This window comes from Pseudomonas sp. MPB26, from assembly GCF_046605355.1.
In the GTDB taxonomy this organism is placed as follows: domain Bacteria; phylum Pseudomonadota; class Gammaproteobacteria; order Pseudomonadales; family Pseudomonadaceae; genus Aquipseudomonas; species Aquipseudomonas cedrina.
In genome coordinates this window covers 5,243,681-5,266,539 of record NZ_CP176793.1, presented here as the reverse complement: position 1 = coordinate 5,266,539, position 22,859 = coordinate 5,243,681, and the positions used below count along the sequence as shown (strand labels likewise).

Annotated in this window: 18 protein-coding genes; 5 read left to right on the top strand and 13 right to left on the bottom strand. The window is 62.6% G+C overall.

Annotated elements, in window-relative coordinates; all coding sequences use genetic code 11:
* Positions 1 to 118 precede the first annotated feature (118 nt).
* The 6 genes from ACLH0H_RS24060 to ACLH0H_RS24035 form a co-directional block, all read right to left on the bottom strand.
* The gene (locus ACLH0H_RS24060; protein WP_411379932.1) at positions 119 to 1,144 is read right to left on the bottom strand and encodes a Gfo/Idh/MocA family protein; all 1,026 of its coding nucleotides are present in this window, start codon (positions 1,142 to 1,144) and stop codon (positions 119 to 121) included.
* A 19-nt stretch (positions 1,145 to 1,163) separates the two neighbouring features.
* Positions 1,164 to 3,095 carry a 3D-(3,5/4)-trihydroxycyclohexane-1,2-dione acylhydrolase (decyclizing) gene (gene iolD, locus ACLH0H_RS24055; protein ID WP_411379931.1) on the bottom strand — a complete coding sequence of 644 codons (1,932 nt, stop codon included), beginning with the start codon at positions 3,093 to 3,095 and terminating at the stop codon, positions 1,164 to 1,166.
* Between the two features lie 75 nt (positions 3,096 to 3,170).
* Complete coding sequence (locus ACLH0H_RS24050; protein ID WP_411379930.1) at positions 3,171 to 3,992, bottom strand: TIM barrel protein; 822 nt, start codon at positions 3,990 to 3,992, stop codon at positions 3,171 to 3,173.
* 26 nt (positions 3,993 to 4,018) lie between these two features.
* Positions 4,019 to 4,807: a 5-deoxy-glucuronate isomerase gene (gene iolB, locus ACLH0H_RS24045; protein WP_411379929.1), complete on the bottom strand. Its 789-nt coding sequence runs from the start codon at positions 4,805 to 4,807 to the stop codon at positions 4,019 to 4,021.
* On the bottom strand, positions 4,804 to 5,697 hold the full coding sequence (iolE, locus tag ACLH0H_RS24040; protein ID WP_411379928.1) for a myo-inosose-2 dehydratase: 894 nt from the start codon (positions 5,695 to 5,697) through the stop codon (positions 4,804 to 4,806). The genes iolB and iolE overlap by 4 nt, the downstream gene beginning before the upstream one ends.
* Positions 5,698 to 5,861: 164 nt before the next feature.
* Positions 5,862 to 7,799 carry a bifunctional 5-dehydro-2-deoxygluconokinase/5-dehydro-2-deoxyphosphogluconate aldolase gene (locus ACLH0H_RS24035; protein ID WP_411379927.1) on the bottom strand — a complete coding sequence of 646 codons (1,938 nt, stop codon included), beginning with the start codon at positions 7,797 to 7,799 and terminating at the stop codon, positions 5,862 to 5,864.
* A gap of 284 nt (positions 7,800 to 8,083) precedes the next feature.
* Between ACLH0H_RS24035 and ACLH0H_RS24030 the strand changes: the two genes are divergently transcribed.
* On the top strand, positions 8,084 to 8,992 hold the full coding sequence (locus ACLH0H_RS24030; protein WP_411379926.1) for a MurR/RpiR family transcriptional regulator: 909 nt from the start codon (positions 8,084 to 8,086) through the stop codon (positions 8,990 to 8,992).
* A 254-nt stretch (positions 8,993 to 9,246) separates the two neighbouring features.
* Here ACLH0H_RS24030 and ACLH0H_RS24025 read toward each other — a convergent pair whose 3' ends face one another.
* Complete coding sequence (locus ACLH0H_RS24025; RefSeq protein ID WP_411379925.1) at positions 9,247 to 10,149, bottom strand: hypothetical protein; 903 nt, start codon at positions 10,147 to 10,149, stop codon at positions 9,247 to 9,249.
* A gap of 312 nt (positions 10,150 to 10,461) precedes the next feature.
* Between ACLH0H_RS24025 and ACLH0H_RS24020 the strand changes: the two genes are divergently transcribed.
* Complete coding sequence (locus tag ACLH0H_RS24020; RefSeq protein ID WP_169376992.1) at positions 10,462 to 11,145, top strand: response regulator transcription factor; 684 nt, start codon at positions 10,462 to 10,464, stop codon at positions 11,143 to 11,145.
* Positions 11,123 to 12,517 (top strand): sensor histidine kinase, encoded by a 1,395-nt coding sequence (locus ACLH0H_RS24015; RefSeq protein WP_411379924.1) that lies wholly within the window; start codon positions 11,123 to 11,125, stop codon positions 12,515 to 12,517. The genes ACLH0H_RS24020 and ACLH0H_RS24015 overlap by 23 nt, the downstream gene beginning before the upstream one ends.
* A 290-nt stretch (positions 12,518 to 12,807) precedes the next feature.
* Here ACLH0H_RS24015 and ACLH0H_RS24010 read toward each other — a convergent pair whose 3' ends face one another.
* From ACLH0H_RS24010 to ACLH0H_RS23995, 4 genes are all read right to left on the bottom strand, one after another.
* Positions 12,808 to 13,224: an SRPBCC family protein gene (locus ACLH0H_RS24010; RefSeq protein ID WP_411379923.1), complete on the bottom strand. Its 417-nt coding sequence runs from the start codon at positions 13,222 to 13,224 to the stop codon at positions 12,808 to 12,810.
* Positions 13,225 to 13,335: 111 nt separating this feature from the next.
* Positions 13,336 to 14,439: an acetoin dehydrogenase dihydrolipoyllysine-residue acetyltransferase subunit gene (locus ACLH0H_RS24005; RefSeq protein WP_411379922.1), complete on the bottom strand. Its 1,104-nt coding sequence runs from the start codon at positions 14,437 to 14,439 to the stop codon at positions 13,336 to 13,338.
* Positions 14,436 to 15,455 (bottom strand): alpha-ketoacid dehydrogenase subunit beta, encoded by a 1,020-nt coding sequence (locus ACLH0H_RS24000; RefSeq protein WP_411379921.1) that lies wholly within the window; start codon positions 15,453 to 15,455, stop codon positions 14,436 to 14,438. The genes ACLH0H_RS24005 and ACLH0H_RS24000 overlap by 4 nt, the downstream gene beginning before the upstream one ends.
* A gap of 27 nt (positions 15,456 to 15,482) precedes the next feature.
* Positions 15,483 to 16,460: a thiamine pyrophosphate-dependent dehydrogenase E1 component subunit alpha gene (locus ACLH0H_RS23995; RefSeq protein WP_169376987.1), complete on the bottom strand. Its 978-nt coding sequence runs from the start codon at positions 16,458 to 16,460 to the stop codon at positions 15,483 to 15,485.
* 309 nt (positions 16,461 to 16,769) lie between these two features.
* On the opposite strand from ACLH0H_RS23995, the gene ACLH0H_RS23990 reads away from it, so the two are divergent.
* The gene (locus tag ACLH0H_RS23990) at positions 16,770 to 18,632 is read left to right on the top strand and encodes a sigma-54-dependent Fis family transcriptional regulator (protein WP_411379920.1); all 1,863 of its coding nucleotides are present in this window, start codon (positions 16,770 to 16,772) and stop codon (positions 18,630 to 18,632) included.
* 196 nt (positions 18,633 to 18,828) lie between these two features.
* On the opposite strand, the gene ACLH0H_RS23985 is transcribed toward ACLH0H_RS23990, so the two are convergent.
* Positions 18,829 to 19,623, bottom strand: coding sequence for an acetoin reductase (locus ACLH0H_RS23985; RefSeq protein ID WP_076952511.1), 795 nt, complete (start codon positions 19,621 to 19,623; stop codon positions 18,829 to 18,831).
* Between the two features lie 192 nt (positions 19,624 to 19,815).
* Here ACLH0H_RS23985 and ACLH0H_RS23980 point away from each other — a divergent pair, with 192 nt between their 5' ends.
* Positions 19,816 to 21,960 (top strand): TonB-dependent siderophore receptor, encoded by a 2,145-nt coding sequence (locus tag ACLH0H_RS23980; RefSeq protein WP_411379919.1) that lies wholly within the window; start codon positions 19,816 to 19,818, stop codon positions 21,958 to 21,960.
* Positions 21,961 to 21,963: 3 nt separating this feature from the next.
* On the opposite strand, the gene ACLH0H_RS23975 is transcribed toward ACLH0H_RS23980, so the two are convergent.
* On the bottom strand, positions 21,964 to 22,401 hold the full coding sequence (locus ACLH0H_RS23975; RefSeq protein ID WP_411379918.1) for a carboxymuconolactone decarboxylase family protein: 438 nt from the start codon (positions 22,399 to 22,401) through the stop codon (positions 21,964 to 21,966).
* Positions 22,402 to 22,859: the final 458 nt, after the last annotated feature.

The window sequence follows — 22,859 nt, the reverse complement described above, 5'->3', positions numbered from 1 at the left end:
CAAAATGTGGGAGCGGGCTTGCTCGCGAATGCGGTGGGTCAGCTGCAAATTCAGTGACTGACACTGCGCATTCGCGAGCAAGCCCGCTCCCACATTTTTAACCGAGTTCTTCAGTGGGTTAGCCGTAAAAGCGCGGACGCTGCGGCAAGCTGACCTTCACAATCTGCTCGCTGCCCTGGGCTTCGATGCACGCATCCGCCGCCACCGCCGCGGCAAAACCATCCCACGCCGACGGCCCACCGACCTGGCCGGCGCGCACGCTGTCGATGAACGCCTGCAACTCCACGTCGTAGGCACCGATAAAACGGTCCTTCCAGTCCATCAGGATCGCGTTGGACAGCTTGGCCCCGCTGCGCAGTTGCACCTGGGACGGCTCCGGCAACTTGGCGATGCCGGTCTCCCCCACTACTTCGCACTGGATGTCGTAGCCGTACTGGCAGTTGACGAAGACCTCCACATCGATGCGCGTGCCCTTGGCGGTTTCCAGCAACACGATCTGCGGGTCGCGCAAATGAGCCAGCGCTTTGCTGGTCTTACGCGGGAATACCACTTGCACCGACACGTAGTCGTCATTGAGCAACCAGCGCAGCACGTCCAGCTCGTGGATCAAGGTGTCGGTGATCGCCATGTCGGTCTTGTAGTTCTCACCCACCGTTGGGTTGCGGTGCGCGCAGTGCAGCATCAGGGGCTCGCCGATCTGGCCGCTGTCGATCACGGCCTTGAGGGCGCGGTAGCCTTCGTCGTACGGGCGCATGAAACCGACCTGCACCAGGCGCTTGCCATGGGCCACTTCGGCCTCGACGATCCGGCGGCAGCCCTCGGCGGTGACGGCCAGGGGTTTTTCGCAGAACACCGGCTTGCCGGCGGCGATCGCCGCCAACACGAACTCCTCATGGCTCGGGCCCCACGAAGTGACCAGGACCGCCTCGACCTGCGGCGACTGGATCAGCGCATGGCCGTCCGCGTACACCTCGGCGTCCAGCTTCAACTCGGCGACGACCTTGGCCGCTTGCTCAAGGTTGATGTCGGTCACCGCCACCACCTGGCTGTTGAGCAAGGTCTGGCTGCAACGGCGAATATGGTCGCGGCCGATGGCGCCCGTACCGATGACACCTATGCGCAGTGAATTAGAAAGCAAAGACATGCAAACACTCCTTTTGTTATTAGTACTGCCGGGCTTTTGCCAATTGTTCATTGAGTTTTTTCGCGGCGGCGTTCGTGCGTTCGCTGGTGGACACCTGCGCCACGCCGACCCGCCACCACGACAGGTAGCCGTGGACCATGGTCTTGGGCAGCACCTTGATATCGATCAGCGTCGACACCGTCTGCGTGCGCGCATCGGCCAGGGCCGCTTCGAGTTGTTCCACGGTGCTCACCTTGTAGGTCTTGCAGCCGTAGGCCGCCGCGCTCATGGCGAAATCCACCGGCACCAGGCCGCCGTCGAGCTTGCCGCTCTCGGGGTTGCGGAAGCGGAACTCGGTGGCGAAGCTGTCCATGCCGTTGCCGATCTGCAGGTTGTTGATACAGCCGAAGGCCATGTTGTCGAGCAGCACCACATTGATCTTGCGCCGCTCCTGGATCGAGGTCGCCAGCTCCGAATGCAGCATCATGTAGGAACCGTCACCCACCAGGGCGTAGACCTCTTTGGTCGGCTCGGCGAGTTTCACGCCCAGGGCGGCATTGATCTCGTAGCCCATGCATGAATAGCCGTATTCGACGTGGTAGGTGTTCACGCCCTTGCTGCGCCAGGCACGCTGCAGGTCGCCGGGCAGGCTGCCGGCGGCGGCGACGATGATGGCGTCGTCGGCCAGGGTCTGGTTGAGCACGCCCAGCACGCGGCTTTGGGTCAGGCAGGAGCCGGTCAGTTCGATGAATTCACGTAGCACCGCGCGGTCCAGGTGGTCGTCGACCTCGGGCACGAAGCCGTCGCCGGCATACTCCACCTGATGCACGCGATCCACCTCTGCGTCCAACTGCGCCTTGGCGTCAGCGACCTGCTCGCCCCAACCGGAACGGTAATCCCCCAGGGCATCGGCGAGCGCTTGCAGGGCGGTTCGCGCGTCGGCCAGCACCTGCACGCCGTCGAGCTTCAAGGCATCGCAGGGGCTGATATTGAGGTTCAAAAACGTCACCTCGGGGTGCTTGAACAACGACTTGGACGAGGTGGTGAAGTCGGTATAGCGCGTGCCGATACCAATGATCAGGTCGGCCTCGGGCGCCAGCAGGTTCGCCGCCAGGCAGCCGGTTTCACCGATCCCACCCACGTTCAGCGGGTGACTGGAAACCACCGCGCTTTTGCCGGCCTGGGTTTCGGCGAAGGGGATATCAAAGCGCTCGGCAAACGCCTGCAACGCAGCATTGGCGCCGGAATACTTCACGCCGCCGCCACAGATGATCAGCGGTTTGCGCTTGCCGTCAAAGGCGGCCAGCGCATCCGCGATCATCGCGGCGGTGGCCGGGCGACGGTCGATGCGATGCACGCGTTTTTGCAGGAAGTAATCGGGATAGTCCCAAGCTTCGGCCTGTACGTCCTGAGGCAAGGCCAGGGTCACGGCGCCGGTTTCGGCCGGGTCGGTGAGCACGCGCATGGCGTGAATGGCCGCCGTCATCAACTGCTCGGGACGGTTGATGCGGTCCCAGTATTTACTCACCGAGCGGAACGCGTCGTTGGTGCTGATGCTCAAGTCATGGAACTGCTCGATCTGTTGCAGCACCGGGTCGGGCTGACGGCTGGCGTAGACGTCGCCCGGCAACAGCAACAACGGGATGCGGTTGGCCGTGGCGGTCGCGGCGGCGGTGAGCATGTTGGCGGCACCGGGGCCTACCGACGCGGTGCACGCGTAGATCTTGCGGCGCAGGTGCTGCTTGGCGAAACCGATGGCGGCATGGGCCATGCCCTGCTCGTTGCGGCCCTGGTGGACAACCAGGTCACCGCTGTCCTGCTCCAGGGCCTGGCCCAGGCCCAGCACGTTGCCATGGCCGAAAATCGTGAATACGCCGGCGACGAACTTGCTCTGCACGCCGTCGACTTCGATGTATTGGTTATCCAGGAACTTCACCAGAGCCTGGGCCATGGTCAATCGTGTTGTGGTCATGTTCGCACCTTGTATGAATGCAAATCTGTCGATCAACGGTAATCCAGTGTGGGAGCTCCCACAGGTTGTTCGGCGTCAGGTCCGGGAGTTGTTCAGGTGGGCCATGCTCGCACCCAACGCCTGCTGAATATCCGCCAACCCATGCACGCTCTCGGCAAACGGCTCGAACGACAGGTAACCGCTGTAGCCGCTGCTGAGCAAGGTGTCGATCTGCGCCGCATTGCCGAGGATGTCCCCCTCGCCTACCAGCACACGGTGGCCGTCGCGTATCGCATTGAGCGGCGCCTCGGCGTCTTCCACGCCGGAGATATGCACCAGCCCGGTCAGCTCCGGGAAGAACTCCTGCTCGCCGGCCAGGTGATGGTGGAAGGTGTCATGCACCAGGCGGAATACATCCAGGCCGCCGATGGACTTGATCGCCTCCACTGCCACGCGCTTGCGCCGCATGGCGCACTCTTCAAAGCCCAGGGGTTCGATGAAACCCATGATCGCGTACTCGCGCAGGATCGGCGCCAACTCGCTTAACGCCGTGCGAAGGCCGGCCGCGCGCTGGGCTTCGTTGCGCGTGTCGCCGGGCTCATTGAACGGGCACATCACCAGGCCCTGGGCACCACATTCGCGGGCGTAGGTCGCCAGCGCTATCGCCTGGGCACGGCGTTCATCGTTCCACACATCAAAGGGGTACAGCGCGTTGATCGACAGCACCGTAATGCCCTGCGCCGCGCACAGTTCGCGCACGCGGCTGGCCGGGGTGCCGAATTCGATTTGGCGGTCCGCCAGGTCGTTGCGGATCTCGATGGCATCGCACTTGAGCGTGGCGGCCAACTGGATGAAATCCGGCAGGGACAGGTGCGGCGCGACCATGCGGTTCAGGGCAAAGCGTAAAGGCGACTTCATTGTTATTGTTCTCCGTCCGGAACCGCTTAGAGGTCCAGCAGCCAACTGTGCTGCGGGTCGTTGTGGAAATGCCAGGCGCGCTTGGGGCCGGCCATCACGTTCAGGTAATAGGACTCGTAGCCATACGGCACGCTGACCGGGTGATAGCCCTTGGGCACCACCACCAGGTCGCTGTTTTCCACGGCCATGGCCTGGTCGATGCTGCGATCGTCGGTGTAGACGCGCTGGAACACGAAGCCCTGGGGCGGGTTGACCTGGTGGTAGTAGGTTTCTTCCAGGAAGCTCTGGTGCGGCAGGTTGTCGGTGTCGTGCTTGTGCGGCGGGTAGCTCGACGAATGCCCGGACGGTGTGCGTACCTCCACCACCAGCAACGAGTGCGCCGGCTCGCTGTCGGGCAGGATGTCGCACACGTAGCGGGTATTGGCGCCTTTGCCGCGCACGCTGCGCTTGCAGTTTTCCGGGCGAATCAGGCGCGGCGCGTAGCCTTGCGCGCCGGGTGCCGCGCAGACGGCGATCTGCACATCGCTCAAGGCGGTGACCTGGGCGTCGGTGCCCGGCGGCAGGTACGCGGCGAACGGCGATTTGTCTTCGAAGACCGATTGGCGGTCCCCCAGGTTCTGCCAGTTGAAACCTTCGCCCTCGATATTCACGCGACCGCTGAGCAGTACCAGGCACAGCTCTTTGTCGCCGGCGCTGACCGGCAGGGTTTCGCCCAGGCTCAGGCGGTAGGCGCGAAAACCCACATACTCCAGGCGGCCTTCTTCCAGGGCGACCAGGGTTTTGCCGCCTTTGCTGCCTTTGACCAACAAGCTCATTTTCCGGTCCTCTCATTCAAAAGAGCACGTAACGTGTCATAGCCTTTTTTCGCATATATATAGCTGGGCGCGACCGCCGGGTCCTGCTCGGCCTCGACCACCAGCCAGCCTTGATATTTCGCGGCCAGCAGCACATCGAGCAATGCGGCGAAGTCGATATCGCCATCGCCCGGCACGGTAAAGGTGCCGTTGACGATGCAATCGGGAAAGCTCCACATCTGGTTGCGCGCCAGCTGCACCACCGCTTTGCGCACGTCCTTGAAATGCACGTGGCAGATGCGGTCGATGTGTTTGCGCAACACCTCAAGCGGTTCACCGCCACCCATGTAGCAGTGGCCCGAATCGAACAGCAGGCCGACTTCGGGGCCCGTGCGTTTCATCAACTGGTCGATGTCTTCCGGGGATTCGACATAGGCGCCCATGTGGTGGTGGTAGGCCAGGCGCACGCCCTGGGACAGGGTAAAGCGCGCCAGTTCAGTGAGTTTGTCCGCATAGTCCTGCCAGGCCTGCTCGCTGTGAAAGCGCGGGCGTTCGATCAGGCGGATGCGCGAACCCTGGATCGAATCGGCGACCTCGCCGTAGACCAGTACCGTGGCGCCGTTGTGTTTCAACAACTCGACATGGCCGGCGATGGCCTCGATTTCTTCCGCTACCGAGCGTCGGGCCAGGCGGCTGGAATACCAGCCGGAGACCAGGACCAGGTCGTACGGGCGCAATACATCGCCAACGCCCTTGGCGTCCTTGGGGAATTTACCGTTGAGTTCGAAACCTTCGTAGCCGATTTCCTTGCCTTCGCTCAGGGCGGTGCTCAGGGGCGTCTCGCCGCCCAGGGCCGGTAGGTCGTCGTTGCTCCAGGAGATCGGGTTGATGCCAATTCGGATTGCGGGCATGGCTGCACCTATTGTTTTTATCTAGAGATCACTGGGATCTGCTTTATGTGGGAGCGGGCTTGCTCGCGAAGGCGGTGTGTCAGTTAACAGATTTATATCTGATGTACCGCATTCGCGAGCAAGCCCGCTCCCACATTGGATTGCATTTCAAGTTGAGACTCTGACTAGGCCCTGGCACTGCGCCAGGCATTGATCAGCTGTTCGAAGGTAGCCTGGACACGCTGGATCAGAGTCTCATCGTCAATCTCCCCCGCCATCCACGCGCGGCTCGGCTCCTGGAAAATCGTGCGGCCCACGGCGAAGCCCCGGCAGGTGGTGCTCAGGCGTGCCTGCCGGAAGCCCTCGGCGAGGCATTCGGCCGAGGCATTCAGGCCCAGCAGCACCACGCCACGGCAGTACGGGTCGCGCTCATGGATCAGCGCGTCCAAGCGCTGCCAGTCTTCGGCCGACTGCGCTTCGATCTTCCACCACGCCGGGTAGATGCCCAGGTTGTACAGGCGCTTGAGGCTGCGGTAGAGCACGTCCGGGTAAGTGGACGGATGATCTTTGGGCGGGATGACTTCCAGCAGCAGTTCATGGCCGCTGACGATCGAGGCCTCGTATACCGCCTTGAGTTGCGCCTCTTGCTCCAGGCGCAGCAATGGTTCGTCGTCCGGGTGGAATTGCACCAGGCACTTGATGATTTGTTCCTGGGGCCAGGCGATCAGGTTGCTGCCAATCGAGCGGCCATGTTCGAACGCCAGCGGCCGCGAGTTCTGCACTTCCACCGGGCGCGCGATCCACCAGCCGCGACCGCTGGCGGCGTTGAGCGCGTCCTGACCGAAGCGCTGGTCGGCGAGCAGGCCAACATCGGCGTCGACGCCCTGCTCGCTCAGTTTGCGCTCGACACGCTCGATGGCCTGGATAAACAGTTGCTTGGCGTCACTGATGCGCGCCGGGTCCTGACCGCCTTTTTGCGCCAGGTCCACCAATTGCCAGCGGTGGTCGAAGGCAAACACGAACAACTGCTTCCAAGCCTTGCGCGGCACGGTCACACGGTGCAGGCGTTGCAGAGTCACATCCTGGTCGGGCCGCGTGATCGGCACCGGACTGTTGAACAGATACTCCAGCTCCGCAGGCGTCGGCATGGCCGGGGCGCAGGCGTGGCGCGAAACGACCAGGCCACCGCAGGCGTTGGCCAACTGGCTGCAACGCTCATCGCTGGCATCGTTGATCCAGCCGCTGAGGAAGCCCGACATAAAGGCATCGCCGGCACCCAGTACATTGAGCACTTCAACGCGTACACCGGGATAAATGGCACCGTCTTCGAGCTGCGCCGGGATGGCACCGTGGATCACCGTGCAACCTTGCGGGCCGAGCTTGACCACCAGGGTCGCCGGGGTCAGCTCGCGCACTTTACGCAGGGCGGTGAGCAAGTCTTCACTGCCGCCGGCGATCAGGAATTCTTCTTCGGTGCCGACGATCAGGTCAAAGCGCGGCAGGATTTTCTGCACATGCTGGCTCACATTCTGGTCGGCAACAAACCGGGTCTCGCCATCCGCCTTGCCCGCCAGGCCCCACAGCACCGGGCGGTAGTCGATATCCAGCACGCGCTTGACGTTGTGCCGCGCGGCGTAATCCAGGGCCTGAATGCTGGCCTTGTAGACGCCGTCGGTGGAGAAATGCGTGCCGGTGATCAGCAGCGCCTTGCTCGAAGCAATAAAATCTTCATGAATGTCTTCGGCGCGCAGGGCCATGTCGGCGCAGTTTTCGCGGTAGAACACCAGGGGGAAGGTTTCGCGGTCCTTGAGGCCCAGCAGCACCAGGGCGGTAAGGCGCTCCGGGTCGACCTTGATACCGCTGACATCGCAGCCTTCACGAGCCAGGGACTCCACCAGGAAGCGGCCCATATGGTCGTCGCCGACCCTGCTCAACATGGCCGATTTGAGCCCGAGTCTTGCGGTGCCGAAGGCGATATTGGCGGAGGAACCGCCAAGGTACTTGGCGAAGCTTGCAACGTCCTCAAGCCGCGCGCCCACTTGCTGTGCGTAAAGGTCGACGCCCAGGCGCCCGAGGCAAATCAGATCCAATTGACGCCCACTGGCAAAACGAGTCTGGCCCATGCTGGCTCCTGTTATTTTTATCAGCCTGCGTTGTGCCGCCGTGGCGACGGCAAACGCTCTTGGTGCAAGCAGACTAGAACGTCCGGCTGCACCAATCAATATTTATTCCATATATTTTTTCAGTAGAATATTTTTTCCATTAAGCTTGCACAGGATCACTCCAGCCCCACTGCATCGTTTCAGCAGGCCGCGCCGCCCGTGATGCCGAGGTATTTTTTTGCGCCTACCCTGTAGACTTGCGCCACCCATCAGCGCATCAGAAGAAACTGTCAGAAGGATTGCCCATGTCCCGCACCGATCACGAGACCGCCCTGGAAGAACCTGTCGCCAGCCCTCCGATCAATGCCGACCGTCTGTTGCAGCTGATTACCGACGAATACGAGAGCCTGCCGCGCCAGCTCAAGCGCATCGCCAGCTACATGAGCCAACAGAGCGACCGGATCATGGTCGACCGCATCAGCGACATCGCCCGCGAGTGCGAAGTGCACCCGTCGGCCATTGTGCGGTTTTCCCAGCGCTTCGGGTTCAGCGGGTTCAGTGAGATGCAGGCGCTGTTTCGCGAGGCCTACACCCACAAGACCACGCCGGTGCAGAACTACCAGCAGCGCATCCGCAGCATGATCGCCAACAAGTCGCAAAAGGCCAGCGGCGGCGACCTGGCGCGCGAGTGCGTCAACGCAACATTGTCGGGTATCGAAAGGCTGGGGCTGGAACTGGATGACGTGGCCTTCGACAAGGCCGTGGACCTGGTGGTCAACGCCGATAATATCTATGTGGTCGGCGTACGCCGCTCCTTTGCGGTGGCGGACTACCTGGTCTACAACCTGCAGCACACCAACAAGCGCATTCACCTGGTCTCCGGCCTGGGCGGCAGCTACCGCGAGCAGATGCGCAGCGTGCGTGCCAATGACCTGGTGATCGCCATCAGCTTTACGCCCTATGGCAAAGAGACCCAGCACTGCCTGCGGATTGCCCAGCACCACCAGGCCAAGACATTGATCATTACCGACAGCAACCTGTCGCCCCTGGCCAAGCGGGCGAACGCGGTGTTGTTGGTCAATGAGGGATCATCGTTTGCCTTCCGCTCGCTGAGCGCCACGCTGTGCCTGTGCCAGGCGTTGTTTATCGCGGTGGCGTATCGGTTGGAGTTGAAGGTGGATGAGATTCATGAGCAGGTGGGGTTTGATGACTGACAAATGTGCCTGACGTTTGTCTGACACGGCGCAGAACCAAATGTGGGAGCGGCGGTGCGACGATTCGACTTGCTCGCGAATGCAGAGTGTCAGTCACCAGATGTGCTCGCTGGTACACCGCATTCGCGAGCAAGCCCGCTCCCACACTGGAACGGGCGTTGCTCAAATCACATAAAGATCGCGATCAGAATGATGATCGGAATCGGAATGCCGAGGAACCACAGAAGTAATGAGCGCATGATGTTCTCCTTTTATTAACGGACAAAATGTTCGGTTTCGACATACACCACTGCATCCCGGCGGCGACCGCCGAAGGTTGCAGCGAAGCTGGCGAAGAAGGCGCCAATCAGCAGCGCGATAAACATCCACAGCGACGTATAGGCGGCCACTTTGGCGGCAGTGTCGGCGGCTTGTTTGGCTTTGAGCTTGGCGTCTTCGACGGCTTTACGGGCATCGCCGTAGACCTTGTCGATACGCGCCTCGGCATCGGCCTGGCTGAGGTTGGTGCGCTGGCTGATCAAGTGGGCCAGGTAGGCGCGGTCTTCAGCAGCCAGCTCACCGTTGTTGCTCACGGTGCGACCGAGAATCCGTGCGACCACGCCGTGTACCGCATCGTCGCTGACCGCCGCAGGACGATCATCGCGAAACAGGCTGTCGACGTAGTAATCAAGGTGATCAGCACTGCCATTGGCCGCGGAACCGGCGGCTTGGGTCATGCCACCCGCGGCACTCGATACCACGCTGGCACCGGCTTTCACACCGCCGCTGACGGCACTGCTCACCGAACCGACCACCAGCATTGCCGTGATCAGCGTGGCCACGGCCCAGGCCAGGAAACCGTGGGCGGTATCGCGAAAGTACACCTCATCGCCATGCATGTTGGCCCACTTCACTCGCAACCGGCCGGCAATGTAGCCGCCAAGCCCGGACGCGACGATCTGGGTAAACGCCAGCCAGATAATTGTGGAGATGCCAAGCCCCTTGGCGCTGATACCGCTGTCGGCCCACGGCGATACCGCCGAAAAGCCCAGGCCGAAGCCCAGCAATACCAGGATCAGCGACAACGCCGCCGCCGCAGCGGCCCCGGCAAAGATCGCCCCCCAGGATACCCCGGAGAGCGTGCTCGACTCTTGCAGCGTGGATGAAGAGGTGATCATTGTTGTTTTGCTCCCGGCAGGAAAAATAGTGTTACAAGTCTCAAAAGAGACAGTGCAGGCACCATGCCAGTCGCTTCAGATTTTAAAATCTTTATATTTCAATAAGTTAACTAATTTGAACTAACACAAACCATGCAAGTTGCAAGAAGTGACCGATTTAAGCGGGCGTTATGCATCCCCCCACACGCCTGTCACTGTCCGCCCATGAAAGTTGTGTCAGTTTTGCCAAAGTGAAGTTTTATTTAGGAAGCGTTCAGCCATTTCTTGGCAAAATGCCCGCACTTCAGTGTGAATCGCTCACCAGGTAATCCTATGACCCGTATTTTGACCATCGAGGATGACGCCGTAACGGCCCGCGAGATCGTCGCGGAGCTGAGTAGCCATGGACTGGAAGTAGATTGGGTAGACAACGGCCGCGAGGGCCTGGTGCGTGCCGTGAGTGGTGATTACGACCTGATCACCCTCGACCGCATGCTGCCGGAACTCGATGGCCTGGCCATCGTCACCACCCTGCGCACCATCGGTGTGGCGACGCCGATCCTGATGATCAGCGCCCTCTCCGATGTCGACGAACGCGTGCGCGGCCTGCGGGCCGGCGGTGACGATTACCTGACCAAGCCGTTCGCCTCGGATGAAATGGCCGCCCGCGTCGAAGTGCTGCTGCGGCGCAAGAGCACGGTCAAGGAGTTCGAAACCGCCCTGCGCGTGGCCGACCTGGAGCTGAACCTGATCAGCCGCGAAGCCAGCCGCGCCGACCAACCGCTGAGCCTGTTGCCCACCGAATACAAGCTGCTTGAGTTCCTGATGCGCAACACCGGGCAGATCCTGTCGCGGATGATGATTTTCGAGGAAGTCTGGGGCTATCACTTCGACCCGGGCACCAACCTGATCGATGTGCACATCGGTCGCCTGCGCAAGAAAATCGACCCGCCGGGCCTCACGCCGCTGATCCGCACGGTGCGAGGCTCCGGTTATGTCATTGCTGAACCCCTCTAAGGGCTGGCGCTCTTCCAGCAGCCGTTTGCTGGCGCTATACAGCTCGTTATTCGTGGCCTGGAGCTGCATCCTGATGGGGGTGCTGTATTTTGAGGTGTCGGGTTACCTGGGCGATTTGTCGCGCCATTCCCTGCTGCAGCGCCAGCACCTGTTCCAGCGCTTCGACGGCGAAGAATTGGTGGAGGCGCTGACCACCAGCATGACCTTCGACATGAAGGGCGTGGACGCCTATGGCCTGTTCGACGAGCAATTGCGCCCCCTCAGCGGGCCAATCCGCGCAGTGCCGTCGGACCTGCCCCTGGACGGCAAAATCCATGCCCTGGCCAATTGCGTCGACTCCGATGATCCCAAACTGCCCGAGGACAGCTGCGACGCCGTGGCCACCCACACCGCGGACGGCCGCTGGCTGGTACTGGTGCGTGCCAACGGTTCGCTGTTCGGCGTGACCCGGATTATCTGGCATGCCCTGCTGTGGGCGCTGTCGCTGACGATCATTCCGGGCGCGGCCGGCTGGCATCTGTTGCGGCGCCGCCCGTTGCGGCGGATTCGCGGGATCCAGGCCAGCGCCGAAGCGATCGTCGCCGGCGACCTCACCCACCGCCTGCCGCTGTCGAACCGCCGCGATGAGCTGGACATGCTCGCGGCCATCGTCAACGCCATGCTGGACCGCATCGAAAAGCTGATGAACGAGGTCAAGGGCGTCTGCGACAACATCGCCCACGACCTGCGCACCCCGCTGACTCGCCTGCGCGCGCAGTTGTATCGCATCAAGCAGGAAGCCGAGGCAGAGTCGGACTGCGCAGTGAAGCTGGACGACGCGATTGCCGAGACCGACACCTTGATGGCGCGCTTTCGCGGGCTATTGCGTATCTCCGAACTGGAAGACCACCAGCGACGCTCCGGTTTCCTGGTGATGGACCCGCTGCCGCTGTTGCGCGAGTTGCACGATTTTTACCTGCCCCTGGCGGAAGAAGGCGAGCTGCAGCTGGTGCTGGAAGCGCCGGACTCGCTGCCCTGGATCACCGGCGACCGCGCACTGCTGTTCGAGGCCCTGGCCAACCTGCTGAGCAACTCGATCAAGTTCTCGCCGCCGGGCGGCGAAGTGAGGTTGCGCGGGGTCAACGATGCCGGCAGTACTCGCATCGAAGTGCACGACTCCGGACCCGGCATACCGGCGGCCGAGCGCAAGGCGGTGTTCCAACGCTTTTATCGCGTGGACGAAAGCGACCAGCAAGGTGGGTTCGGCCTGGGCTTGTCGATTGTGGCGGCGATCATCAACTTGCATGGGTTCAAGTTGGAGGTGGGCGCCAGTGCAAGCGGTGGGGCAAGGCTGATGCTGGAGTGCCGCCAGCAACTCATGCCCGAAGCCTGAGATCGCCTCGGTCAACCTGTGGGAGCTGGCTTGCCTGCGATAGCCATAGGTATCTACACAATTTTCAGAGGCTGGCGAATTACCCTGTGGCGAGCGGGCTTGTCCCGCGTTGGGTGGCGAAGCCGCCCCAATAAAGACACCGCGCAGCTTCAGACAAACCCAATTCACCTGGTTTGGGGGCCGCTTCGCAGCCCAGCGCGGGGCAAGCCCGCTCACTACAAAGATGCGTAGATACCTATGGCCATCGCAGGCAAGCCAGCTCCCACATTGGGTTTGCGGTGTTTGAAAGATCAGGCCGGGAAGTTGGCGCGCAGCGCCTCTAATCCGCCGCTGTACACGCCGGCAAACAACGCTTCGACCGCCGCATCTTCAGTCCCGGCCGCCGGGGTAAACACGCCAGACCAGGTCACCTTCGCCGACGACTCCGTCAGCGCCTCGACCTGCAACGTTGCCAGGTAGGCACTCACCGGAAACGGCGACTGTTCAATGGTGTAGCTGTAGGTGCGCGCCACGTTATCGAATGTCTGCAAGCGCTCGACGATCACGCCGCCGTCGGCGGTGCTCAGGTGTCGCAAGCGGCCCCCTTCGCCGGGCTCGCTCTTGGCGATAAGGGGTAGCCAGTCCGGCAGGCTGTTGAAGCCCCCCACCAACTGCCAGACCTGGTCGGCCGGCACCGGGATTTCAATTACGGAAGATGCTGTTGGCACGGTAAATCTCCAAAAATCGTAGGAAAACGTCGCCCAGCCTGCCACGCCCGAGGCATCAATGCATCCATTGATACAGGAGGGAGCAAGCCCCCTCCTTCCCTTGCTGGCAGGTCAGGGCAACGATTTGAGGAAGGTATTGACCAATTGGTTCACCCGTTCCGCCGCTTCCAACTGCACCATATGCCCCTGCCCCGGCAGAATCTGCACCTGGGCCGGCAACCCCTCGGCATGCGTCGCCGGGATGATTGCGTCATCGCTGCCCCAGATCACCAGGCTCGGCTGTCGCCCCACCCCACCGCGCAGATCGAGCTTCTGCCGCCCGCCCTCGAACAGTTGCTGATTGAGCTGGCGCAGGGCTTGGTCCACGCCTTCGAGCCGCTTGAACTTGAGCATGTCCTCCAGCATCTGCCGCGTCACCAGCGCAGGGTCGCTGAACAATTGGGTCAACTGGGGCTTGAGGGCATTGCGGTTTGTTGCGCCGGCAAAGCCTTGCAGGTAATCACCGTTGATATCCGGGCCCAGGCCGGCGCTGGCGATCAGGGTCAACGACACGACGCGCTCGGGTGCCTGGGCGGCAACCGTCAGGGAAACCAACCCGCCCATGGAATGCCCGGCCAGGTGCACGCGGTCGAGCTTGAGGTGGTCAAGCAGGGCCAACACCGCCTGGCTCAGCTCCTGGGCATCGGCGCTTTGCAAATGCTTGCCCGACTCGCCATGCCCCGGCAGGTCCAGGGCGATCACACGGCGCTCGGCGGCCAATGCCGGTTGGTTGAACAGCCAGTTGTTCAGGTCGCCACCAAACCCGTGGACCAGCACCAACGGCGTGCCGCCTTCGCCCTGGTCGAGATAACGCAGCAAGCGCCCGCCTATCTCGGCTTTCTGCGCAGTTGGCCCAGAGGCTTCGGCCTCGGCTGCGCTGGAAACAAACCCGGCGTTGAAGCGTTCAATCACAGCGTCAATCTCGGCTTCCGTGGCCTCGCCTTCCACGACGATCCCCAGCAAGGCGCCGACCGGCAAGGTCTCGTCGCTCAGCGCCAATACCCGGCGCAATACACCACTGAATGGCGCCTCGACGCTGCTGGAGATTTTGTCGGTCTCTACGTCCAGCACCTCCTCGCCTTTCTCCACCCGGTCGCCGGGTTGCTTGAGCCAGACATCGATGCGCCCTTCGGTCATCGACAGCCCCCACTTGGGCATGGTCAGGGTGTGGATCATGCGGCGTTCCTCTTGTCGGCGATCTTCAGCACGGCGGCTTCGATCTTCGCGGCGTTGGGGATGTACAGGTCTTCCAATGCGTCGGAAAACGGCACGGGGGTGTGCGGCGCGGTGACCATCTCAATCGGCGCGCGCAGGGAAGAAAACGCCCTTTGCGCAACCAGCGCACTGATATCGGTGGCGATCGAACAGCGTGGGTTGGACTCGTCGATCACCACCAGCCGCCCGGTTTTCTCGACGCTTTCAAGGATGCTGTCTTCGTCGAGCGGACTGGTGGTGCGCAGGTCCAGCACTTCGCAGTCGACGCCCTGGCGGGCCAGGTTAGCGGCGGCTTCCAGGGCGATATGCACCATGCGCCCGTAGGTCACCAGGGTCACGTCCTTGCCTTCGCGCACAAAGTTGGCTTCACCGAACGGCACGGTGTACAGCTCTTCCGGCACCTCGCCTTGCAGGCTGTAGAGCATCTTGTGTTCGAGGAAGATCACCGGGTCGTTATCGCGGATCGCCTGGATCAGCATGCCCTTGGCGTCATAGGGCGTGGCCGGGCACACCACTTTAAGGCCGGGAATATGCGTCCACATCGAGGTGAGCATCTGCGAGTGCTGGGCCGCCGCACGCAGGCCGGCGCCGTACATGGCGCGGATCACCAGCGGCGTGGTGGTCTTGCCGCCGAACATGTAGCGGAACTTGGCGGCCTGGTTGAGCAACTGATCGAGACAGCAGCCGATGAAGTCGACGAACATCAACTCGCACACCGGGCGCATGCCACGGGTGGCCGCGCCAACGGCCATGCCCACGTAGCCGACTTCGGACAACGGCGCGTCCAATACGCGCTCGGGAAATTCCGGGTAAAGGCCTTTGGTCACCCCGAGCACGCCGCCCCAGGCATCCTGTTCGCCAGGGGCGCCGGTGCCGCCGGACACATCCTGACCGATGATGAAAACGCTCTGGTCACGGCGCATTTCCTGGGCCAGGGCTTCTTTGATTGCCTGCTGATAGCTGATTTTGCGAGCCATGAAAATTCTCTCCGAAGGTTATTCTTATTAGCGGTAGGCGACGTAGACATCACTGAGCAGGTCGGCGGCCTGGGGCTTGGGGTCGGACTTGGCCAGGCGCACGGCGTCTTCGATCAGTTGCGCGACCTCGCCGTCGATACGCTCGAATTGCGCCGCATCCAGCCAGCCTTCGGCGTTACAGCGCTGGCGGAACAGCGCCAGGCAGTCAGCGTTCTCGCGCAGGTTCTTCACTTCATCGGGGCCGCGATAGGTTTGCGCATCACCTTCGAAGTGGCCGTAGAAGCGGCTCAGCTTCACTTCCACCAGCGTCGGCCCCTCGCCGTTGCGCGCCCGCTCTACCGCCACGCCCAGCGCCTGGTGCACGGCGAAGAAGTCATTGCCATCGGCGATAACCCCCGGCATGCCAAACCCTGCGGCGCGATCGGCGATGTCCTTGCACGCCACCGACCAGCCGGAACCGGTGGCCTCGGCATACCCATTGTTTTCCGCGACGAACAGGCACGGCAGTTTCATGATTGACGCCAGGTTCATCGCCTCGAACACAGCGCCCTCGTTGGAGCCGCCGTCGCCAAAAAACGCCACGGCCACGCCTTGGCTGCCCTTGAGTTTGGCGGCCAGCGCGGCACCGGCCGCCAACGGCGCACCCGCGCCGACAATGCCGTTGGCGCCGAGCATGCCTTTCTCTTGATCGGCGATGTGCATGGAGCCGCCCTTGCCGCCGCACACGCCGGTTTTCTTGCCGTAGATCTCGGCCATCATGCCGAACACGTCAACGCCTTTGGCGATGCAATGGCCGTGGCCACGGTGGTTGGAAGCGATGCAGTCGTCATCGTTGAGGTGGGCCATGACCCCGGCGGCGCTGGCTTCCTGGCCGGCGTACAGGTGCACGAACCCTGGGATTTCGCCCGTGGCGAATTCCACGTGCAGGCGCTCTTCAAAATCACGGATGGTGCGCATCACGGTATAGGCATGCAGCAATTGATCGGTGGACAGGTGGGTGGACATCTTGTTGTTCTCCAGGTTGTCTCGACACACAAAAGGCTGGCTGCGGCCAGCTGCAAACCCTTCAGCACAGCCTGTGCCAACGCCTTGGAAAATCTGCCGAAGCCTTGATCCAGAGCAGTGGCGCGCGGTTGTAACGGCGCTCCAGGCCGGCGCAGAATGAGACGCCGCATTGCAGCCTGCAGGCCGCGTCTCAGGCGGGATGAGACGCTGCGTCTCATCCCGTGCACTTGGTCAGGCCCTGCTTGTTCCGCCCGATGCATGCGCGCTTAATGGCGGGCATAACAACAAAGACCGAGAACCGGAGGCCTTATGCTCGCCGCGAACTCCAGAGAGCACGTCGACTGCGTCAGTCGCGTGGTCCGCAATGCCGATCGCCTGCCCCAGGCGCCGGTGCCGTCGCTGATTTTCGATTCCTGGCGGCGTTCCATGGAACAGCACAACCTGGACCCCGGCTCGCTGCAGGGCCCGCGCATCCTCAGTGAACCCTTGCTCAAGGAATGCCGCGAACGCGCCGAGCTGTTCATGCGCATCGCCAGCGAAGAAGTCGCGCAACTGCACCACCGCGTGCGGCATGCCGACTACTGCGTGATGCTCACCGACGCCCAAGGCCAGACCATCGACCACCGCGTGGACACCGCGATTCGCACCGACTGCCGCAAGGCCGGCCTGTACCTGGGCACTTGCTGGTCGGAAGCCGAAGAAGGCACCTGCGGCGTGGCCACGGTGCTGACCAGCAAGGCGGCAGTGACAGTGCACAAGCGCGACCACTTCCGCGCGGCATTTATCGGCCTCACCTGCTCCGCCGCGCCGATCTTCGACCCCCAGGGCAACCTGCTGGGGGTGATGGACGCCTCGGCGCTCAAGTCGCCGGATGATCGACGCAGCCAGCACCTGGTGCGCCAGATGGTGGCGCAGAGTGCACAGGCCATCGAAAACGCCTTCTTCATGCACAGCGCCCGCGAGCATTGGGTGCTGCAGGCCCATGGCACGCCGGGTTATGTGGACAGCCAACCCGACCTGCTGCTGGCGTGGGACCAGGACGGTCGCCTGCAGGCGTTGAACAGCAAGGCGCGCCAGGCGTTGCGTGTGTGCTTCGGCCAGGTGCCGGAGCATATCGGCGAGGTGTTCGACCTGGACGCGTTGCGCGCGGTGACCGACCAATCGGCCCAGCATTTGCCTTGGCGAGGCACGCCCGGCGCCCTGCACGTGCGCGTCAACGCACCGCGCCGCAAACCGCCGCGTGCGCCACGGGTTCCGCAGGTCGATGCGCGCGTGGAAGAGCACCTGCGCCTGGCCGTGCGGGTCAAGGACCGTAACCTGCCGGTGCTGGTGCAAGGTGAAACCGGTGCCGGCAAGGAAGTCTTCGCCCGCCAGTTGCACGAACACAGCGCCCGTCGCCACGGCCCGTTTGTGGCGGTGAACTGTGCGGCTATCCCGGAAAACCTGATCGAAAGCGAGCTGTTCGGCTATGTCGCCGGGGCCTTTACCGGCGCTTCCAGCAAAGGTATGCCGGGGCTGCTGGTGCAGGCCGATGGCGGCACCTTGTTCCTCGATGAAATCGGCGACATGCCCCTGGCTTTGCAGACGCGTTTGCTGCGGGTAATGGCCGAAGGCGAAGTGGCGCCGTTGGGCGCGGCGAAAACCCGCGCGGTGGACATCCAGGTGATCTGCGCCAGCCACCGCGACCTGTCGGCGCTGGTCAGCGCGGGCAGCTTTCGTGAAGACCTGTACTTCCGCCTCGGCTGCGCGCGCTTCTGCCTGCCGCCGTTGCGCGAGCGCACCGACAAGCTGGCCTTGATCAACCGGCTGCTGGAGCAGCAAGCGCGCAGCAGCGGCGTCGCCGTGGGTATCGGCCAGGCGGCGCTGGAGTTGCTGCTGGGGTATGCCTGGCCGGGCAACGTGCGGCAACTGCGACATGTGCTGGCCTATGCCTGCGCAGTATGCGAAGGCGCCACGCTGCAAGTGGCGGACTTGCCGGTGGAGGTGCGTGGCGAGAAGGCTGACGGGCGGGTGGAAGACAGCCTGAGCCCAGAGCGCCAGGTGGTGCTGGAGGCGTTGATCCGGCATCGCTGGAAGCCGTTGCCGACGGCCCAGGCGCTGGGCATCTCAAGGGCAACCCTGTATCGCCGGGTCAACCAGCTTGGCATCGACATGCCTGGCAAAACCAGTTGATGTGACGCGGTCAGAAGGTGGGAGCGTACAGCCGAGCGACAGGTATCGAGCTGGCGAAACGCGGGCCAAATGTGGGAGCTGGCTTGCCTGCGATGCAAACACCTCGGTGTAACTGATACACCGTTGTGATGCTATCGCAGGCAAGCCAGCTCCCACATAAGCCAGCTCCCACATCAAACCGAGCGGGCCTTGGGCATCAGCGGTAGACCAGGCCGCCGTCGATCAATGGCGCTTGCCCGGTCATGTAATCGGCGTCCGGCCCGGCCAGATAGGCGACCAACCCCGCCACATCCTCCGGCGTTTGCGCACGGCCCAGGGCGATGCCCTCCACATATTTCTTGTAGGTCGCGCCCACTGGCGCCCCGGTAATGTCAGCCATGCGCTTATCAATCTCCACCCACATGTCGGTGCCGACCACACCTGGGCAATAGGCATTGACCGTGATCCCGTCGCTCGCCAGTTCCTTGGCCGCCGCCTGGGTCAGCGCCCGCACGGCGAACTTGGTGGCCGAGTACACGCCCAGCAGCGCAAAGCCTTCGTGCCCGGCGATCGAGCAGGCGTTGATGATCTTGCCCTTTTGCTTGAGCGCCTTGAATTTCTTGCCGGCCGCCTGGATGCCCCACAACACGCCCTGCACGTTGATGCCCAGGGTGCGTTCGACTTGTTCAGGGCTGACATCGAGCAGCGAATCGATCTGCGCGACCCCGGCGTTGTTGACGATGATATCGAAGCCCCCCAGGGTCAGGTGCGCGTGTTCCACCGCCGCGATTACCTGTTCGCGCTTGGACACGTCGGCGACAAACACCGAGGCCTTGCGTCCCAACGCCACGACTTCGGCGGCCACCGCTTCGAGCTTGGCGCCATTGATGTCCACCAGGGCGATATCGGCCCCGTCCTGCGCCAGCCGCAGGGCGATGGCCCGGCCAATGCCTTGCCCGGCGCCGGTCACCAGCGCAACTTTTCCAGCGATCACTTTTCCAGCGACACTCATGGCTATCTCCTGCAAATGATGAGGGAAGCCTCGTCTATCGCAAGTACGCCTTCGCCTGTCGAGGCGCGGAGGGATTGGTGTGTGGGTCGAGACGGGATGTCTCAAGGCACGAACCCTTCTCGCACCCTTGTAAAAGTGTCCGCTTGTGCCTAGCTTATGCGCCCCCCATCCTGCGCTTTAAGGCCCTGCCCCATGGTTGTGCGTTTTCGTCCCGTCGTCACCTCAGGTTTCGCCCTCGGCCTGTTGCTCAGCGACGGCATCGCAAGCAGCCTGGCGGCTGAGATCGAGCTGCCGGCGGTGACGGTCCAGGGCCAGGATGAGTCCGGCTACCGCAGTGAAACCGCCTCGGTGGGCGGCTTCGATGACGCGCCGCTGCTCGACACCCCGGCCTCGATCAGCGTGATCAACGCCGCACTGATCAAAGACCAGCAGGCGCGCCTGCTCAGTGAAGTACTGCGCAATGACGCCTCGGTGGGCGACAGCTACGCCCCAATCGGCTACTACGAAAATTTTGTGCTGCGCGGCTTCTCGCTGAACGCGGCGAGCAGCTACAAGATCAACGGGCGGACCATCACTGGCGAGCAGAACGTCGCCTTGGAAAACAAGCAGCAGGTGGAAGTGCTCAAGGGCCTGGCGGGCCTGCAAAATGGCATCTCCGAGCCCAGCGGCGTGATCAACTACGTGACCAAGCGCCCGGAGGACGTGCGCTCGGTGACCGTCTCCAGCGACGATCGCGGCAGCGGCTACATTGCCACCGACGTCGGCGGCTGGTTCGGCAGCGAGCAGCAATTTGGCCTGCGCGCCAACGTGGCCCATGAAGACCTCAACACTTATGTCGAACATGCCAACGGCCAGCGGGACTTCGTGTCCCTGGCGTTCGACTGGAACATCAGCCCCGACGCCGTGCTGCAATTGGATGCCGAATACCAGAGCAAACAGCAACGCTCGGTGCCGGGCTACCAGTTGCTGGGCGGCACAACGGTGCCACAGGATGCCTCGCCGAAAAAACTGCTGGGGCACCAGAGCGGTTCCAGGCAAGTGGGCATCGATGCGCTGAACCTCAACGGCACGTTCGAATACCGCTTCAGCGACCAATGGAAAGGCAGTATCAGCGCCGCGCGCAGCAAGGTGGTGATCGATGACTACAGCTCGTTTGCCTGGGGCGGTGCCACCAGCGGCGTCGGTAATACCTTCACGCCCGAAGGCAACTACGACATCTACGACTACCGAAGCCCCGACGACACCCGCCGTGACGATGAAGTACAAGCGGCGATGACCGGGCTGTTTGACACCGGCGGCCTGGGCCATGAACTGACCTTCGGCACCAGCGCGTTCCGTCGGGTGATTGACAAACGCAAGCCGGTCAACGAGTGGATCGGCAGCGGCAGTATCTACGCCGATGCCCCCACCTTCTCCCCGACCGATGTCCCGCTGAACGACAGCCATCGCACCCTGGACAGCCGCCAATACGGCCTGTTCGTCAGCGACCGCATCCGCTTCAATGAGCACTGGCAGACCATCCTCGGCGGCCGCGAAGTACGCCTGGATGAACAGGCCTTCGATAACAATGGAAGCCTGGCACGCCATACCCGGCAATACGTGTTCCTGCCCCAGGCCTCATTGATCTACAAACCGATTGAAAACATCTCGCTGTACACCGCCTACAGCAAGGGCCTCTCCCTGGGCGGCACCGCGCCGTGGTTCGCCGGCAACGCGGATCAAACCCTGGCGCCGACCACCTCGCGACAGATCGAAGCCGGGGTGAAATACGACTGGCGCCGCATCAGCTTTGCCGCAGCCGTGTTCCAGACGCGCCAGGCCTACCAATATGCCAGGCCCGACGGCGCAGGTGCCTTCACCTATGTGCAACAGGGCGAACAGAAGAACACCGGGCTGGAACTGTCGGCCAATGGCTGGGCCACGCAGCGCCTGCAGATCGCAACCAGCGTGGCGGCGATTCGTGCGCGGGTGAGCGGCAGCGGCACCCCCGAATACGAAGGCCATCAGGCGATCAACGTGCCCACGCTGCGCGCCAGTGTGTATGCCGATTATGCGCTGCCCTGGGTGAACGGCCTGGCGGTGCTGGGCGGTGTGCAGTACAGCGCGAAGAAATACGCCAACCGCACCGGGAATGTAGAGGTGGGAGATTACGCGGTGGTCAATGTGGGCAGCCGTTACACCACAAAGGTGGACGGTTATGAGACGGTGTTTCGCCTGAGCGTCGACAACCTGTTCGACAAGCGCTACTGGCGCGACGCGGGTGAGTACATGGGCGATGACTATTTGTTCCAGGGCGCGCCGCTGACGGCGCGCCTGAGTGCCTCGGTCAATTTCTGAGGTTTACTGGGGCATCTTGCGAAAACCCACCGCCAGCCGGTTCCAGCTGTTGATGGTGGCGATGGCCACGCTCAGGTCGACTTGCTCCTTTGCGCTGAACTCGGCGCCCAGCGCGTTGAAGTCTGCATCCGGGGCGTGGGTCTGGCTGAGCAGCGTCAGGCTCTCGGCCCAGGCCAGCGCGGCGCGTTCACGTGGGGTGAAGAACGGCGTTTCCCGCCAGGCCGACAATGTGTACAGGCGACGCTCGGTTTCACCGCCCTTGCGGGCATCGGCGGTGTGCATGTCCAGGCAGAAGGCACAGCCGTTGATCTGCGACACACGCAGGCGCACCAGTTCCAGCAACGGCAGCTCGATGGACAGTTTGCCGACGGCGCCTTCCAGAGCGAGCATGGCTTTCATGGCGTCTGGGGAGGCGGTGTAGAAATCGGTACGGGCTTGCATGGTGATACTCCGGAGCGGTGGGGATTGGTCGCCAGGTTAGTCACCGAGGAGTTGGGGAGGAATATCCAATTTCGGGGAAGAATGGGTGACCAATTTTCCGTGAGGTATTACCGGGGCGAGCCTGCTTTTCTGTGGGAGCTGGCTTGCCTGCGATGCAAGCAACTCGGTACATCAGGCATACCCAGTTGATGCCATCGCAGCATGGGTATCTACACGACTTTCAACGGTGTGTGGCTTGGTTAACGGGGCGCCTCAGATCAAGATCAAAAACAAAGCGCGGCGGCCTTAGAGCCGACCGGTATTCATGTCGAACTCGGTTCAAAATGTGAGAGCTGTCGAGCCCCAGCGAGGCTGCGAAGGCGGCGGCACTGCTGGCATTTTCTTCGCCTGCCCCACCGCTTTCGCAGCCTCGCTAAAGCTCGACAGCTCCCACAGGGGGTGAAGTCAGCCTCTGAAAA